The organism is Duganella dendranthematis, assembly GCF_012849375.1.
In the GTDB taxonomy this organism is placed as follows: domain Bacteria; phylum Pseudomonadota; class Gammaproteobacteria; order Burkholderiales; family Burkholderiaceae_D; genus Rugamonas; species Rugamonas dendranthematis.
Map to the genome: position 1 here is coordinate 5,689,779 of NZ_CP051684.1, position 14,977 is coordinate 5,704,755.

Sequence of the window (14,977 nt, forward strand, 5' to 3'; positions counted from 1 at the left end):
GGTTGTCTATATGGTATGGAAAAACATACGATATGTAAAGCCATATGGAGCCGGGGCAAGCGGCGGCGATTTTCCTTGTGTTAGGCGCCGTGCCAACCACGTGCCGCCACTGGGGGCCGCTTCGCGAAATTCACAGTGGCGCGTTACAAGTACTCGATGTCCCATCCCTTGGCGCGAAGCAACGCCTGTGATTCGGCCGATACCCGTTCCGCGTTGACGGCCACGCACAAAAAACTGGTTGGACGAGACATGGCCACATAGAGGTTGCGAAATTGTCCCTTCAAGAGTTTCTGGGTGGGGAGCGCTGATGTTCCCACCAACACTTTTACCGCTTCCTCTAGATCGAATCGTTGGCTGGTTCCACCGTGCGACTCAAGCACCAGCGTAGCGAGGTGCGTTTCACCCTTCATCGACGCCACAGTGCCAATGGGGATCGTCAACTGCCGCTGCTCATGCTCTACCATGCAGTGATGCTGCTCGGTCCCGTGGACCGCCACCGCATATCCCGGCGCCGCGAACACATCCAATTGCGAGAATATCTCCAGGCTCATGCCGGCAGGCAGCAAAGGTTGTAACCCCACGTAGAGCACCGCGGGCAGAGCTGATCGGTCCCCTGGCTGAGCGTAGTCTGCCGAGCGCAATAAAAGATCGCGCACCAGGCGACGCAAAGGAATAACATCATGACCAGCATGCAGTAGTTGTCGCATCAACTGGGGCGCGTCGCGAACGTCGGCCACCGCCGGGGACTGGGCGGCACGCAACACCAGTAAGACGGCGCGTCGCACCTCCATCGCACTGTGCGCAAACGTACCTGCTTTAGGCGGTTTCATCAGCGATATGATGGCGGCTGGGCTCCACCTGGTAGGTAAATCGGCACCATCGACCACGATAGGAAATTGGCATGAGCTACGACGCAAACGACGCTGCGATGGACGACATGTATGAACGTATATCCGACGAACTTTATCCGGAGCACAAAAACCAAGCCATCGGCGAGTTCACCGCCGAGCGGCTGCGTTCGTTCTACCTCGATCACCATGGCGTCATGCGGCCGGCGGTAGATGCGCTGCAGGAGGCCCAACGCCTCCAGGACAATGGCCATTTCGCCGCCACGGTGGTCTTCGCCGTCTCCTGCACGGAGCTGCTGCTCAAAGCGGCGATTCTGACGCCGGTGGTGCATGGTCTGGTCCATATCGAGAGCCTGGCCGACGTGGTGGTGGAGAACACCTTTTCTGGACCGGGCTATTCCCGCTATGCGAAGCTGCTTGCTCACCTGTTCACAGAGTTTGTCGGTATCGACATCCATTCGCTGCAACGTCCAGAATCGAACGCCAAGTTGCTGGCCGAATGCGACGCGCAGCGGGGGCTGCGTAACCGGATTGTCCATGCGGGCGCGTCCGCCACCGAGGAACAGGCGCGCGCCGGCGTGGCCATTTCCACCGCAGTTTTCAATCTGATCGTCAATCCGATGCTGCATCAGTTGAGATTGACGGTGGAGGATGCTGGCCAGATCCAGCCGCGTGCCGGCTAGTCCCAGCTGGGCGACGCGCCGGTCGGCGGCATCTGCGGCGGCCGCAGCCATAAAACTGCCTTGGAAAAGTCGGGATCTGCGCTACAATGTTAAATATACTTAACATTAAATGAGGCGGAACATGAACTTGGCCCAAATCGGCGGTGAAATCCACATCAAGCGTATCCAGGCAGGCTTGCTGCAGGAGCATGTTGCCAAATTCGCCGGACTGTCGCGCGTGACGATCAACCAGCTGGAGAACGGCACGCTGAAGGACCTTGGCTACACCAAGCTCAAGGCGGTGATGGATGTTCTTGGCCTGGACATGGAGACCGTGCAACCCTCGGGCCTGAAAAGCGCACTGACGGTCGCCGCGCGCAGCATCAGCACCAGCTACCGGGACGTGATGACGCCGGACATGCTGTCGATGGTGCTGCGTTCCGGCGAGGCGCCGGACCAGTTCCAGCCCCATTTAATGGCCTTGCTCGACGAGACGCCGTTGCCGGTGGTGGTGAAAGCCGTCGCCGAAGCGGCGACACCCGACGTGCCCGCGAAGAAAATCATGAAAAACCTCAGCCAGTGGGCAAAACAATGGAAAGTATGCAGAACGGTCTGGTGATGGCGGGCAAGCCGGGCATTCCCCAGGCTTGGGAGACGCTGTTCTCCCAGGCGCTGAAGGTGATCGGCGAGATCGCCAGGCATGGCCGCGACGATCCCTTCTGGACCTTCGGCGGCGGCACCGTTCTCATGCTGCGCTACGGCCACCGCTTCAGCAAGGACATCGACATCTTTGTTCCGGATCCGCAATCGCTCGGCTTCGTCACGCCCAGGCTGAGCGACGTCGCCGAATCCATCACCACCGACTACGTGGAGGCGGCAGGCTACGTCAAGCTGTACCTGCCCGAGGGCGAGATCGACTTCGTGGCCGCGCCCAACCTGACCGCGCCGGGATTTGAAACCGAGATGATCCTGGGGCATCAAGTACGGGTCGAAACATCGGTTGAAATCATCGCGAAAAAGATGTGGCACCGTGGCGACCGCATCACGGGGCGCGACATCTTTGACTTCGCCTTGATCGCGGAGCGCGAACCGCATGCGCTCATGGCGGCGCGCGAATTCATGACCCGGCACGCGGAAGCGGTATTCCAGCAGCTCGACGAGCGATACATCCCGCTCAAACAGCAATTCGAAGCGGTCGACTCCCTCAATTTCCACCCGACTTTTGACCAGGCCTGCCACACCTTGAAAGGTACGCTGACCGGCATGCTCGACGCGCCGGCTGCGCAGGGTCTCTGATGCGCTATCCGAGGCCACAAAAGGGCAATCCGCACAAGCTGACGATCGATCAGCATATCTTTCCAAAGGCCTGCATATCCCGTTTCGCCCGCGAGAATGGAACGGTGCAGATGCGCCGAAAAAGCGGCGAGCAAGATCTGTGGCTCACGCCGGGAAACTCGTATTTTTGTGCACGCCGCCTGTGGGATCAGAAGGCCGAAGCCGTGTTCATGAAGACCATCGAGGACCGGTATCAGGATGTGGCGAGGAGTATTGTCTCCGGCGCCATCACCACGCTCGACGGCGCGATGACCGCGGCCGTCACGGACATGTACTTGCTCTGGACTCTCCGGCACGAACGTTACCTCAATCCGCTTCCCGACATCAGGATCAACATGGTGGAGCCTGAGCACGGGATGTCGGTCGACACGCAGGAGATACTGGAGGCGAACGGATACGTGTTCGCCGCGCCGGACAATACGATCCCGAGCCGCTTCATGACCGGATTGCATTTCCTTTTCCAGATGGACAGGGAAAGGCGAAGAATGGCGGGCAAGAAATGGGGCATCTTGAGATCGAGCGAGGCGGAATTTCTGGTGCCGGATAATTTCTCGGCCTATAGCGTGCTTCCGTTATCGCCAACGATCGCTCTCGTGGAAGGACACGCCGATGGGCAGATCGGCTTTAGACAGGTCGCCGATATCAATCGGTATGGCGGTCCACGGCAGCCGCCGCTACTATTTTGCCCGGGACATCACGCGCTGCCCGATCCTGAAACACCGCATCCTGGACGGTTTGTTTCAGGGCTCGCCAGGCTAGGCTGCATCTTCGGCCGTGAGCAAACCCAGATCCACGAGTAACTGGCCCCAAACGAATACCAGCATAACCACAAGATCGGGCCCGGAAATGCTATTGTTTCGCGTCCTGACCATGATTTCCTGAACAGCGGCAGGCTGCTGCCCGGCGCCTGCGGGGTCGATTTGAAAATCGATCATGGTGAACACTTCGGGGCCCGCATCGGCGTTCACCGCGAAATGCTTGGCGGCCGTGGCAAGCTGAAAGCTCATGTTCATCCACGGGCTGTTCGTCGTCAGGAAATTGCCGAAGTCCCTTGAGCCGGCAATGCGCCGGCCGGCGACCTGGTGGAGGACATCGAGCCGGTCTGCCTGGCGCAGGGACTCGTAGACCCAGTCCTTCATTTGCCACGCGGTCGTCACGGCGTTCATCACGGCGTAGGCACGCTCGGTCAGATCATCGGGCGGCGCCTGCCGCAGCGTGGTGGCCTCGAAGCGCATTTTGCGGTACAGATCGGCCGGCGTTTGCAAGGAGAAGGTGCGCGCGTTGGAACCTGCTGGTGGCATGGTTATCATCCTCAAAAAAGGTGGCGTTTCCCCGACATGCGCCGCGGTCAGGATCGCTCCAACTCGTGCAGACGGCCGGCCATGCTGTGCTCCATGCGGTCCTTCGCAAAGGAGACCGATGCATCGAGATATTTTAAGGCCGACTTGACGTCGCGCCATCCAACATACTCCATCAGGCTTTTCACGTCCCAGCCATTCGAGGCCGCCCAGTTCGCGAATCCCCGACGCAGAGAGTGGCCGCTGTACGCCTTGGCGCCGTCGAGCCCGCCGTTTCCGAGAAGTGCGCGCAGCAGCGGAGCGATGCTGTCGATGTGCAGCCCGTGTTCGCCGACATGGCCCCAGCGGTCGATCGGACGATAGACGTCTCCCGTGGTCAGCTGCGCGGCACCGATCCAGTCCAGGTAGGCATCGACCGGACACAGCCGCGTCAACGCGGGCGCCTTGAACGTTGTGCCAAGATTTTGCCGGTCGCCCTTGGTCCGCCCCAGGAAGCAACTGATGCCTTCGCCAGCCTTGGCTTCGACATGTTCGACACGCAGCCGGCAGAGTTCGTCGCTGCGAAACCCGCGCCAGAAACCAAGCAGTATCAGTGATTTATCCCGCAGGTTGCGCAACTCGCCGGCGCGATCGTTGCCCAGTCGGGCGGCGCCGACGGCGCGATCGAGCGCGCCGACCACGCGCTCCAGTTCATCGAGCTGCAGGGGCCTGGCCTGCTTCTCCTGCGCGGGATGCAGTGCCCTGATGCCGCGCATGGCCTGGCGGACAATGGGTGCCTTGGTCGGATCGGGAAAACCCTGCTCGTTGTGCCATTGAGCGAGCGCCGCCAGGCGCTGCCGTAGCGTGCTGACCGCCAGGGTGTCGGCATATTCCGCCAGATAGCGGGCCACGCCGTCGGCGGTGGCCGGCAGCATGCCTTTCCATTGCACTTCGAAGTGCTCGATGGCGGCGCGGTAGCTCTGCCGGGTGCTGTCGCGCGTCGCCGCTTCGATGTATTGGTCGAGTTTGGACATCTTCTCCCCTGAACTTGCTTCGACCCCGGTTAGCTTGCCGATGGTCGTGGTGTATGGGTTGGCTTGGCGGATCTAAATTCCTCAATGCAATGATGAAGAAAATCGACCCGATCAGTGATGTCCATGCGCTTATTATCGTCCGTAGCGGGCGTGTTGTTCAATTGCTCGCTCCAATAGCGGTGCGCGCGAACAAGCTGTTGCAGTATGTGCTTGTGCGGCGGCTGCAGCGTGCTCCTTAAGCGCTGAAAATGCACGCCAACCATCACATACGGGCGTCTGATGCCGTCGCCCGACACCGACTTTTGAGTGCTCCATAGCGCGTGGGCCAGAGGACGTCCGAAGTATTTATCTAAGACGCCCATGGCGACTTCCTGGGCCTCTGAATCAGCGACCGAGATAAGGCTTCCAATGTAACCCCTGGCGCCGCCAAACATGAACCGGCCGGCCAGTTCATGCCAGGAGACGCAGGCGTTATTGAAGACGAACGGGAATCTGCCGGCCCCAGCATTAGTGGGCGTCGCAAGCAAGTTGCCATCGAACATCCCCAGGGCCGCAGAGCCTGCAATCCGATCGATAGGTTCGCGCGATACGGGCGTGCGGTCACCAAGGGGCACCGCACAAAAATCTCTCACCGCGGTTCCTACGACGCGCCGACGCTCCACCGTGTCTTCCCATCGCACTCCGTCGATCGAGACGAATTTTTCATAGGCCTTCACTTCGAATTTGCCATCACGAGCTTCCGGAGAAACCTGCAACGCCAGGTCCAGGACGAGGGTTCGCTCGGCGCCGCTGGAATCGGTGAACTTGTGGGTGTCCCGCGATCCCTTCACGTCGCCGCAGTGCGTGGCGATGAACAAAAGATCGTAGGGCACCAGGTGGTCGGCATTTCTTGCACGGCGAAACCCCACGGTATTCCGCTGGTGATGAAGGTGATTGATTGAACGCCTATCAAGTTGAGATCCTTCAGGTACTCGCGCATCTCCAGCGCCAACCCCTGCAGTATGGATGTCGTGGACGCATGCCGATTTTCGGTCGCGCCATAGAACCGTTCGTTGATATCTTTGATGAGCGACTCGGCCGGCGTCGAGATCAACTGCAGGCCGGCGCCGATAGCGTAGGCGTAATTGGCAGCGATCACCTGTGTAAGAGCATTGCCGTCCTCGCACACGACCAGATGCGCAGCTGACGGCGGCACATATCGAACCTCGGACGCATCATCGGCAAACTCCAGTTGACGCTTTGCCCTCAGCGCGAGAAGCAGGCCCGCTCCAATGCTCTTGCGGCTCACTCTCAAGGGCGCCCCCTTCTTCAGGTGGATTCCCTCCAGTGCCAGCCACTGGTCAGAAGCGGTGTCCACCCGCTTCAGCTTGGAGGCAGGAACGTGGTTGTCGAAGCATTGACGTACCCGCTCCGCGCAGCCGCCCAAAATGATTTTCTTCGGATTGGCGTCTGCCAGCGCATTGACGCGCTTGATGACTTCCGCCTCGGCGTCAGGGCGCGCCAGCCGAGGGCTGTCCAGGACCGGCAAATAGGTGCCTTTGGTTGAAAGCGCAACAGAGAGCTGTGCGGCGAGTTCAGGATCGTCGCAGATTAAAGCTACCTGGTTGAACGCGGGGATCTTCATGTTTTTTGGGGGGGGCATTCATTTTCTTCTGGGTTTTAAGCCGCAAACGGTGGAAACACGACTTCCAGCCGCATTCCAATTATCTGGCCGGAATCGGCCGTTACACCCAAACAGGAGGAATTTGCGGCCTAAAAGACGGATCACACCGGATAATGTGACTTTATCCGATGTAAAATTTAAACGCAAATGACCTTGGCATTTGGCAGTAAATAGTATGTAATAACGTGGTATGTAATATATTATCTTACTTCATCCTCGGAGACCCCCATGGCGCGGAGCGGACTATACAAATCGGACGTACAAAAGGCGCGGGACGCCCTGATCGCGCAGGGCACGAACCCGTCGGTCGACGCCGTTCGTGTGGCGCTGGGTAACACCGGCTCCAAGACCACTATCCACAAGTACCTCAAGGAGCTGGAGGCCCAGGATGGCGGTGCCGGCGGCAAGCGCTCCTCGATCAGCGAGGCCTTACAGGATCTGGTCGAGCGGCTGGCCGCGCGGCTGCAGGAAGAAGCGGAGGAAGGAATCACGGCGCTCCGCGCTGAGGCCGACGCGAATGCGGCCGCGCACGTAGCCTCCCTACAGGCGGCCCAGATAGAGAACTCGCAGCTGCGGGCTCGCGTGTCGGACCTTGAAACGGCCCTGGAGAGACAAGGCACGGCACTGCTGGCCAGTCAGGCCGATCATCAAAGCGAATCGACTATGCGGCTCGTCGCCGAGCAGCAGGTGGAGGATCTCAAGCTGCGCCTGGCCGAGAACGAGGCGCATCGCCAATCGCTGGAGGAGAAGCATCTGCACGCGCGCCAAGCGCTTGAACATTATCGCCAGTCCGTCAAGGAGCAACGCGAAGCCGACATCCGGCGCCACGAGCAGCAGGTGCAGCAGGTGCAGGCCGAGCTACGCCTGGCGCAGCAAACCATCGCCGTTAAACAAGACGAAGCGACTCGTCTGAATCAGGAAGGCGCGAAACTGGTCGCCGAACTGTCGCACGCCAAGCAGGACCTGTATGAACAACTGGCGCGGAGCCGCAAGCTGGAGGAGAGGATCGACACGCTGCAAGCCTTGCACAGCCGTGCCGCGGACACTGAGCGTCAGCTTGCCGCAAAAATCGCCGAGGCGGAGCTGCTGGACGAGCAGGTAGCGGCAGCCAACGACCAGATCACGTCGTTAAAAACGCAGGCCCGCCAGTTAGAACTCTCGCTGGCCCAGGCCGATGCCAAGCTGCAGGCGCAGGAGCAAATCGGCGAACAGTTGCGGGCCTACCTTGACAAGCTCGCGGCTACCTCGGCCTTGCCCGAGGTAGGGCAGTGACCTATTTTTCATTTGATATCGGAAAAGCAAGTATGTAATCGTTTTTTGCAAAAACAGCCGATTTATAATCGTTTTTGAGTCCAAATAACTATTTTCTGCGTGGCTATGCCGATATTGACCGCGTCCTAAAGGAGATCCTGTGCCGCTTTTGCCTACCCCTGAATGCCGTAAATGGTACTTCCGCGTGCCCGCGATTGTCATGGATACCTGTGGCGTGACATGGTTTCTAAAGCACGCCGATGGCATAGCCGAGCTGAACGTGCTGTCGAAAACCTACTCCCTAATCGTGCCGGCCCCAGTGCTTTATGAGGTTGGTTTTGGTGAGCCAGGTATGGTGAGTGAAAACGAAAAGAAGTTTAAAGAAATCTTTTCCGCCCAGCGGAAAGTACCGATGCTGACCTTCGCTGCGGCGCAGGAGGCCAATTTGGTCAACAGCCCAGGTATAGCTGTGGTGGAGCCCGGTGACTTCGAGTGGGATACGTCGAAAAATCGAATCATACGCCATACGATATCTACACATGGCGCCGTCATGAGTAAGCAAAAAAAGGAACTGGCGTTCGATGCGCTTATACATGCCTGCGCTAGAAATCTCGGGATGCCGATTTGCACAACAAACTTGGATGATTTCCGGAAGTTGAACCGCGCTGCCGCTGCGAACACCTTCGATCACGCTGTTCCGATTTTTACGCCGGAACAACTCTATCACTCATTGGCGTCGGATCAATACCCAATCCTGTAAAGCGAACCGCACCATGACCAACGATCGAATTACCTCGAACGCTTTCTCTTCATCGACCCAGCCAGAAACGTCCGCCGTCGAAGTGGGGCAGGGCGCGCAGGAATCCTTGAACTATGGACTGACGAAGCTGGTTCTTAACCAAGAACGATTCGTGCCAATCTCGAAGTGTGTCTTCGAGAAAATCACGAAAGCGCGGGATTGCCTAATGCAGCTTGTTGTGATCGAAGAGAAGTTCGACTTCGTCGTCGAAAATCTCGCGGCGCTAGAAAGAGCAGTTTTGGAAGCGGCCGATCTGTGCAAGACAGCGCCAGTCGCGACCGTCCAGTTCCAGATTAATAAGAGCGATATCAACCGCCATGTTGCAAACTTGGTCGCCCTTGGACGCATGTTCATCGAGCAATCGCTGGTCCATGTCGACAAATTGAACGCGTTAGCGGGCGGTATGCTTTTCGATTTGGCAGGCGCCCGAACAAGGCAATACGATGCAAGGCTTGGTTACCAGTTATTCGAAGAACTGCGAAACTATATGCTCCACAGAGGTTCAGCAGTTCATTCTGTCGAATATCATACTGGAAAGGACTATGATGCCGAAGGCGCGATGACGCTTCGGCACAAAGTCAGCGTATATACCAGCGCCGCTCAACTTGCTGAGGACAGGAAGTTCAAGAAGAGAGTGGCGGCGCAGCTGGAAGCAATCGGCGATCGCCACGATCTCATTGTCATGGCGCGCGACTACGTCGCCGGCCTTTGGGACGCGCAACTGGAATATCGTAGCGCTTTGGCCAATTTTGTATCCGACACAGAAGAGGCATACCTTGAGGGTGCCTACCTCTACGCAGAGGTGAATGTGGAAGACGAGTTACCTAAAGTTGTTGCCCTCGCTGCGGTGGCGCTTGCCGCAGACGGCTCGATCAGAGAAAAAACACCCATCGTTTTTGACTTGATTGCTCAACGTGAGTATTACGAACAGAAAAATGGTGAAGTAGCTAGGATGCAGTTGGGCTGAAAGAGTCGGATCGATACCTGGAGAGGATGATGGCCGGCAATCGGACCGTGGGAAAATGTCTCTCAGCATAGTGCGCGTCGACGCGTGCGCGCATCGCCACCTTATTGCACTTATTCCGGAGAGGCTACTGTGGCCAAGAAAATCGGGCGGAACGACCCTTGCCCATGCGACAGCGGGAAGAAGTTCAAAAAATGCCACGGCCGGCACAGGCCGGCTGCCCCTGCCGGTCAGTTTATGACCGAGGCACAGCGCAGAGCTATGGCAATTCAACGGGAACGTCAGCAAGGTTTAGGTAGACCGATTATTTCCGGCACGTTGGGCGCGCACCGCGTGGTCGCGGTCAAGAACCGAATTCTATTTTCGACAAAGTGGAAGACCTTTCACGATTTTCTCTTTGACTACATTAAGGGGAAACTCACTCCGGAATGGGGGACCAACGAAATGGCGAGGCCGGTTGATGAGCGCCATCCCATCTTGGTCTGGTATGACAACCTCTGCCGGCAGCAGCAGAAACATGCCAATGCCGACGGCACCATTTCAAGCATGCCGGCTAACGGTGCGGCCATCTCTTATCTGCGACTCGCGTACGACCTGTACTCGATGGATCATAATGCTGATTTACAGGCAAAGCTGATTGGCCGACTCAAGAACACCGAGCAATTCATTCCTGCTCGGTATGAACTTTTCGTCGCCGCGACCATGATCCGCGCTGGATTTGAAATCTCTCTTGAAGATGAGGATGACCGAACAAGCTCGCATTGCGAATTTGCCGCGACCCACAAGATTTCGGGACGTCGATTTTCGGTCGAGGCGAAGTGTCGCACCGGCGAACGATTCAGGCCAGGTCGGCAGCTGCAAAAAGCGCTGGCAAAGCGCGCAGATCACGAAAGACTGGTATTCATCGAGCTCGGCATCGGCAATTTACGTGGGGGTGACGAAGTTCCGCGCGAGCTCAAGGGCGCGCTCCAGCTTATCCGCAGGCAGGAAGGAACCCGCAACCATGCCGGAGAGCCATTACCGCCAGCTTACGTGTTCATCACCAACTCGCCGGCGCATCTCAATCTCGATTCAACGGAGATTCACACCTTTGTCTTAGGCGAGGGATTTCAAATACCAGACTTCAAGCTTGATTCGGAATTTTCGACGCTGCGTGAGGCAATCGACGCGCATGCACGCGACAAAGCCCTCTTCGAGATTCTTGACTCGGCCAGGGAACATAGCTTCCCGCCTGTGACTTTTGACGGGGAAATTGAAGAGTATGCTCTCGGCGTATTAGACCCAGCGCAGCGCCTCGTCATCGGTCGTCGCTATCATATACCGGACGGTAACGGTGGTAAAAGAGCAGGCATTCTCACCAGTGCCACCGTGGCCGAACCGGAGTCTAAAGTTTATGCGGCATTGTACTTCGAAGACGGGGCTGCTGAGATCTTGGTCTGGGATATGCCAGAGGCAGAGTTGGATGCATGGCGTCGCCACCCCGATACGTTCTTTGGCGAGCCTGCGCAAAAAAATAGTCAGGCCAACGGCCCGCTTGACCTATATGAGTTCTTTCACAATGGTTATCGAGAGACCCCTCACGCTCGTTTGCTTGAGCTGCTTCGAGGCGCCCCCGATTGGGAGCAACTACGCACAAAATCGCAGGCGGAACTTGTTTCAATCTATGCGCAACGCATGACACTGTCGGTAATGGCAAGGCATGAGTCGTCAGACGTTAAATCACCTGTGCAGCAAGCTTAACAGTTTTGCAGCCCTGCGTATATTCACGACAAGTGCAATGAACCCCCCTTTCAAGAAGAAAACTCTCGCGGTGGCAATTGAAGGGATTTTTGCGCTCGTTCATGCGACGCCAGTCCCGGTCGCAGCGTTACAGCAGAAGATCCGCAAACAAGGCCCTTTCAAGCTGCCAACTATCAGCCCAGACCATCATTATTTCTGCCACGTACTGGGTGGAGTGCTCGAGATAATCCCTGAACTCCCGGACTTTTCCGACGACAACAAGATCGCCGTAATGTCCGATTATGGCGGCGAACATAGCGATGCGCACTACAGCACTTATTCCTTTTTGTTCGTTGCACTGAATAAGAATGGCCCTTTTCAAACGCACATGCAAGAGCTGCGACGGAAGCACAAGATCCTCGATCGCTACAGCGAATTCAAGTATAAAGATCTCAAATACGGGCCGAGGAGTCGCGCTCTTTCTGAATATCTCAAGCTAATTGACAATTTCATTCACGGAGCCATCGTCACTGTAGCGATCGATAAGACGATAGGATCGGTCTTCGGAAGCACTAAAAGTGAGGGGCATGCAACGATTGCGAAACAACTCGAAGACGGCGATTTCGGGAGCTGGCCAGGCCACGTCGGCGAAAAGGTAATGCGCGTCCTGCATATTCTTGCGGCGTTTACGGCAGCGCTGACGTATGACCAGCAGCGCCTACTCTGGTACAGTGATACAGATCAAATCAACGAGGATGCCAAGGACCGTTCATTTGCTCATGTGAAGAAATTGTTCGGGAGCATAGGTGCGATGTACATGACTCATTGCTTTGACGTACTCGGGTTTGCAAAATCGTTTTCGGAGAAGGGCTATCTTGATGACCTGTTAAGCGTACCTGATCTCGCCGCCGGCATGCTGCAAGATCTTCTAGCAGCCAGAGATTCCGGAGCCGACATTCCCGGCGGGGACGAAAAACTCGCCGTCCTGAAATGGCTTGCAACACCGGCCAAGTTTCTATCGAAAATACATGTGCGTATTGCACGCACGGACGACGGCACGTATGAAGGTCAAGTTCTTACGCTCGAACCAAAATGGTGAGCCGCATAGTAGCTAACGGACCAATCGTGTGCCTTATCGCTACCATGAACCTCAATTTGCGGCAACATAGTGCTGTGTGGCAATATGGCGACTCCATCCACGCTTGAAAACTACACATGCGCTTATTAAGAGGTATCGAGAAAATTCACTACGGGCATGGCGCCATGTTCGAGGTCCCGACTGAGCAAGGCAGCGTCTACATGTGTGCTACTAGGTCGAACTATGAAAATGAGAAGAGGGCAGTCGTAGTCGTCGACGCTAAGAAGTTTCTTGCACTGTGGCGCCGTGAAGGAAGCAGCCACGATGATATAGCCCACCAAGGTCCTGAAACATGGCCCACCGACCGGAAATACAAGGACGCGGTGGACGGGTTCAGTAGAGGTCAAGAAAATCCTGTTCCCTTGGCTCTGGTGCATTGCTATGAGCAGGCCGAGCGAATCTGGAAATATGCGCCGACGTTTTTTGGCTTCCACAAACGAGTTGGCACTGAAGTGCGAATACAGGCAACGCTGTCATTCACGAATGGGATCACCCGCACAATTTGGCTCATGACCACCGGCGCCAAGGCATTCCCGGTCGAGTGCGACGCTAAAAGCGCGGCGCTGCTCCAAGCACTTGCTGGCTTCGAAGGTGAGCAATATAAAACCATCGCTGAGCTGATCCCGGATCGGCTCGCGGCTTAGGCACCGTAGGAACGAATACGCCGGCATTGCCGGCGTAACTTATCGCGTTGAGTTGCTGCATGGTCCACCATGCTACGGAAACCGTGCAGTTGATGCCGGGTCGTGGAGTGAAGAGTTCCCGATGGCAGCGCGGGCTTGTAAAAGTCTTGATCGACTCGACGATTTGACCACCCAAGGCCAGAAATCATCAATCTGGTTGATTACGTAATTCAATATACAAGTAAATTCGGTAGTCAGCTTTACGCAATAATGCATACTTGGCGTCGAAACAGCAGCATATCGCCTTGTACTAAGCTTTAGGTAAGGAATGTTGGCAGATTTAGGTTAGAGCGCTCCGGTATTGTCCGTAAGGCCACTTTAAGGCGGCGTTGGCGGCGACGGCATTTTACATAATATAAATTATGCGAAGTCATGTAGTATCTTTGCCGAGACTGGCTGAAGCAAGAATCTCGTCATGCCGCTCATTGTCGGTTTTGTGAAGATACGCTGCTGTGGTGGCAATGCTGGCATGACCGGCGGTCTCTTGCAGCGTCTTCAGCTGCACGCCGTTGTTCGCGTGGTTGGTCAGCATGCTGTGCCGTAGCCAGTGCGCTGACGCTTGCCGCAATGTCGCTGCCATGTCGGCGTCGCCCAGCTTGTCCGCATCCGCCGCAGCCGCCGCAAAGATCGCCTTCAGCGCATCGGATGCGGCTTCGTCGGTGATGCGTGCCAGCGCTACGCCACGGCTCGACAATACCAGCGGCGTGTCGTCGCTGCGCCCAGTTTGCGGCGGCAAGCCGAAGGCCGCGCGATAATCCCGGAATGCCGCCAGCATTTCGGGCGGCACCGGCAAGCGACGCGGTTTGTTGCCTTTGCCCAGCACATCCAGCCACCAGCGGCCGTTGCCTTCGGTGTACAAGGCGCCCATGTTGGCGCTGACAATTTCATTCAGCCGGGCGCCGGTGTGAATGTAGGCCGTCAGCAAAAACCGATCGCGTTCGCGTTGCCGCAAGGTGGCCGGCGTTGGCGCTTCGCGCTCGCACGCCACGCTCAAGGCCAGCGCCAATGCGTCGGGGGTCAGATAGCGCGTAATACGGCTGGAGCTAGCCGTTTTGACGTGCTTGACCAGCGCCGCCGGATCGCGCCGCAAATAGCCGGTTTGCGCGGCGTACGCGAACAGTCCTTTGACGGCAATGATGGCCTGACGGCGGCTGGCGTCCGACAACGGCCCGCTGAACGGCCGATAACGTGGATCGTTTCGCGGCCATTTCGTGGTCGAAATCCAGTCCGGCGGCGGCGATTTGATGAAGTCCTTATAGCCGTTCAGGTCCGCTACCGTCAGCTGACGCAGCGTTTTGCCCGCCTCTTCCCGACACCAGGTCAAAAACCGAAATAGCTCTTTTTGGGTATTGGCCATCGATTTTTCGCCCAATTCACCGTGACTGATGAATTCCCGGGCAATTTCACTGTCCGTGCGGGCATCGGTGATGGCATCTTCGGCAATGGTGCGCAAGGCGTCGTGGTCGCGCAGCCGGCGTTCGGTGGCGCCGCCGCTGTGGGCGGGAAATGGGTCCAGATTGATGACGTCGAATTTCTTTTCTGGCATTGGTCAACGGGCAAATACTGTATGAATATCTAGTGCATTATACAGTATTCCATACAGT

Annotated in this window: 16 protein-coding genes; 10 read left to right on the top strand and 6 right to left on the bottom strand. The window is 57.0% G+C overall.

What is annotated here, in order from left to right:
• Positions 1 to 143: 143 nt before the first annotated feature.
• Positions 144 to 830 (bottom strand): hypothetical protein, encoded by a 687-nt coding sequence (locus HH213_RS26035; RefSeq protein WP_169114187.1) that lies wholly within the window; start codon positions 828 to 830, stop codon positions 144 to 146.
• Between the two features lie 71 nt (positions 831 to 901).
• Here HH213_RS26035 and HH213_RS26040 point away from each other — a divergent pair, with 71 nt between their 5' ends.
• The 4 genes from HH213_RS26040 to HH213_RS26055 all read left to right on the top strand — a co-directional run bounded on the left by HH213_RS26040 (position 902) and on the right by HH213_RS26055 (position 3,645).
• Positions 902 to 1,531, top strand: a complete 630-nt coding sequence (locus HH213_RS26040) for a hypothetical protein (RefSeq protein ID WP_169114188.1) — start codon at positions 902 to 904, stop codon at positions 1,529 to 1,531.
• A 121-nt stretch (positions 1,532 to 1,652) separates the two neighbouring features.
• Positions 1,653 to 2,129, top strand: a complete 477-nt coding sequence (locus HH213_RS26045) for a helix-turn-helix domain-containing protein (protein WP_169114189.1) — start codon at positions 1,653 to 1,655, stop codon at positions 2,127 to 2,129.
• Entirely contained in the window at positions 2,111 to 2,806 is a 696-nt protein-coding gene (locus tag HH213_RS26050) for a nucleotidyl transferase AbiEii/AbiGii toxin family protein (RefSeq protein WP_229263168.1), read from the top strand. The genes HH213_RS26045 and HH213_RS26050 overlap by 19 nt, the downstream gene beginning before the upstream one ends.
• Positions 2,806 to 3,645, top strand: coding sequence for a hypothetical protein (locus HH213_RS26055; protein ID WP_169114190.1), 840 nt, complete (start codon positions 2,806 to 2,808; stop codon positions 3,643 to 3,645). The genes HH213_RS26050 and HH213_RS26055 overlap by 1 nt, the downstream gene beginning before the upstream one ends.
• Here HH213_RS26055 and HH213_RS26060 read toward each other — a convergent pair.
• Genes HH213_RS26060 through HH213_RS26075 form a run of 4 tightly spaced genes read right to left on the bottom strand, consistent with a single transcriptional unit; the run spans position 3,601 to position 6,780 of the window.
• The gene (locus tag HH213_RS26060) at positions 3,601 to 4,146 is read right to left on the bottom strand and encodes a hypothetical protein (protein WP_169114191.1); all 546 of its coding nucleotides are present in this window, start codon (positions 4,144 to 4,146) and stop codon (positions 3,601 to 3,603) included. The genes HH213_RS26055 and HH213_RS26060 overlap by 45 nt on opposite strands.
• Before the next feature lie 47 nt (positions 4,147 to 4,193).
• Positions 4,194 to 5,156, bottom strand: coding sequence for a site-specific integrase (locus tag HH213_RS26065; protein ID WP_169114192.1), 963 nt, complete (start codon positions 5,154 to 5,156; stop codon positions 4,194 to 4,196).
• Between the two features lie 29 nt (positions 5,157 to 5,185).
• Positions 5,186 to 6,028: a hypothetical protein gene (locus HH213_RS26070; RefSeq protein ID WP_169114193.1), complete on the bottom strand. Its 843-nt coding sequence runs from the start codon at positions 6,026 to 6,028 to the stop codon at positions 5,186 to 5,188.
• The gene (locus tag HH213_RS26075; RefSeq protein ID WP_169114194.1) at positions 5,983 to 6,780 is read right to left on the bottom strand and encodes a hypothetical protein; all 798 of its coding nucleotides are present in this window, start codon (positions 6,778 to 6,780) and stop codon (positions 5,983 to 5,985) included. The genes HH213_RS26070 and HH213_RS26075 overlap by 46 nt, the downstream gene beginning before the upstream one ends.
• A 267-nt stretch (positions 6,781 to 7,047) precedes the next feature.
• Here HH213_RS26075 and HH213_RS26080 point away from each other — a divergent pair, with 267 nt between their 5' ends.
• The 6 genes from HH213_RS26080 to HH213_RS26105 all read left to right on the top strand — a co-directional run bounded on the left by HH213_RS26080 (position 7,048) and on the right by HH213_RS26105 (position 13,334).
• A complete protein-coding gene (locus HH213_RS26080) occupies positions 7,048 to 8,091 on the top strand; it encodes a DNA-binding protein (protein WP_169114195.1) in 1,044 nt (347 codons plus the stop codon).
• Positions 8,092 to 8,230: 139 nt separating this feature from the next.
• A complete protein-coding gene (locus HH213_RS26085; RefSeq protein ID WP_169114196.1) occupies positions 8,231 to 8,830 on the top strand; it encodes a hypothetical protein in 600 nt (199 codons plus the stop codon).
• Positions 8,831 to 8,843: 13 nt separating this feature from the next.
• Positions 8,844 to 9,836, top strand: coding sequence for a hypothetical protein (locus HH213_RS26090; RefSeq protein ID WP_169114197.1), 993 nt, complete (start codon positions 8,844 to 8,846; stop codon positions 9,834 to 9,836).
• Between the two features lie 129 nt (positions 9,837 to 9,965).
• Positions 9,966 to 11,573 (top strand): YecA family protein, encoded by a 1,608-nt coding sequence (locus tag HH213_RS29930; RefSeq protein ID WP_229263169.1) that lies wholly within the window; start codon positions 9,966 to 9,968, stop codon positions 11,571 to 11,573.
• Positions 11,533 to 12,651, top strand: a complete 1,119-nt coding sequence (locus tag HH213_RS26100; RefSeq protein ID WP_217363466.1) for a hypothetical protein — start codon at positions 11,533 to 11,535, stop codon at positions 12,649 to 12,651. Before HH213_RS29930 ends, HH213_RS26100 begins: the two co-directional genes overlap by 41 nt.
• Positions 12,652 to 12,767: 116 nt before the next feature.
• The gene (locus HH213_RS26105) at positions 12,768 to 13,334 is read left to right on the top strand and encodes a plasmid fertility inhibition factor family protein (protein ID WP_169114198.1); all 567 of its coding nucleotides are present in this window, start codon (positions 12,768 to 12,770) and stop codon (positions 13,332 to 13,334) included.
• A gap of 409 nt (positions 13,335 to 13,743) precedes the next feature.
• Here HH213_RS26105 and HH213_RS26110 read toward each other — a convergent pair whose 3' ends face one another.
• Positions 13,744 to 14,919: a tyrosine-type recombinase/integrase gene (locus HH213_RS26110; protein WP_169114199.1), complete on the bottom strand. Its 1,176-nt coding sequence runs from the start codon at positions 14,917 to 14,919 to the stop codon at positions 13,744 to 13,746.
• Between the last annotated feature and the right edge of the window lie 58 nt (positions 14,920 to 14,977).

Coding starts and splice junctions, on each gene's coding strand:
- HH213_RS26035 (WP_169114187.1), bottom strand. CDS start 830: ATGAAACCGCCTAAAGCAGGTACGTTTGCGCACAGTGCGATGGAGGTG.
- HH213_RS26040 (WP_169114188.1), top strand. CDS start 902: ATGAGCTACGACGCAAACGACGCTGCGATGGACGACATGTATGAACGT.
- HH213_RS26045 (WP_169114189.1), top strand. CDS start 1,653: ATGAACTTGGCCCAAATCGGCGGTGAAATCCACATCAAGCGTATCCAG.
- HH213_RS26050 (WP_229263168.1), top strand. CDS start 2,111: ATGCAGAACGGTCTGGTGATGGCGGGCAAGCCGGGCATTCCCCAGGCT.
- HH213_RS26055 (WP_169114190.1), top strand. CDS start 2,806: ATGCGCTATCCGAGGCCACAAAAGGGCAATCCGCACAAGCTGACGATC.
- HH213_RS26060 (WP_169114191.1), bottom strand. CDS start 4,146: ATGCCACCAGCAGGTTCCAACGCGCGCACCTTCTCCTTGCAAACGCCG.
- HH213_RS26065 (WP_169114192.1), bottom strand. CDS start 5,156: ATGTCCAAACTCGACCAATACATCGAAGCGGCGACGCGCGACAGCACC.
- HH213_RS26075 (WP_169114194.1), bottom strand. CDS start 6,780: ATGAAGATCCCCGCGTTCAACCAGGTAGCTTTAATCTGCGACGATCCT.
- HH213_RS26080 (WP_169114195.1), top strand. CDS start 7,048: ATGGCGCGGAGCGGACTATACAAATCGGACGTACAAAAGGCGCGGGAC.
- HH213_RS26090 (WP_169114197.1), top strand. CDS start 8,844: ATGACCAACGATCGAATTACCTCGAACGCTTTCTCTTCATCGACCCAG.
- HH213_RS26100 (WP_217363466.1), top strand. CDS start 11,533: ATGAGTCGTCAGACGTTAAATCACCTGTGCAGCAAGCTTAACAGTTTT.
- HH213_RS26105 (WP_169114198.1), top strand. CDS start 12,768: ATGCGCTTATTAAGAGGTATCGAGAAAATTCACTACGGGCATGGCGCC.
- HH213_RS26110 (WP_169114199.1), bottom strand. CDS start 14,919: ATGCCAGAAAAGAAATTCGACGTCATCAATCTGGACCCATTTCCCGCC.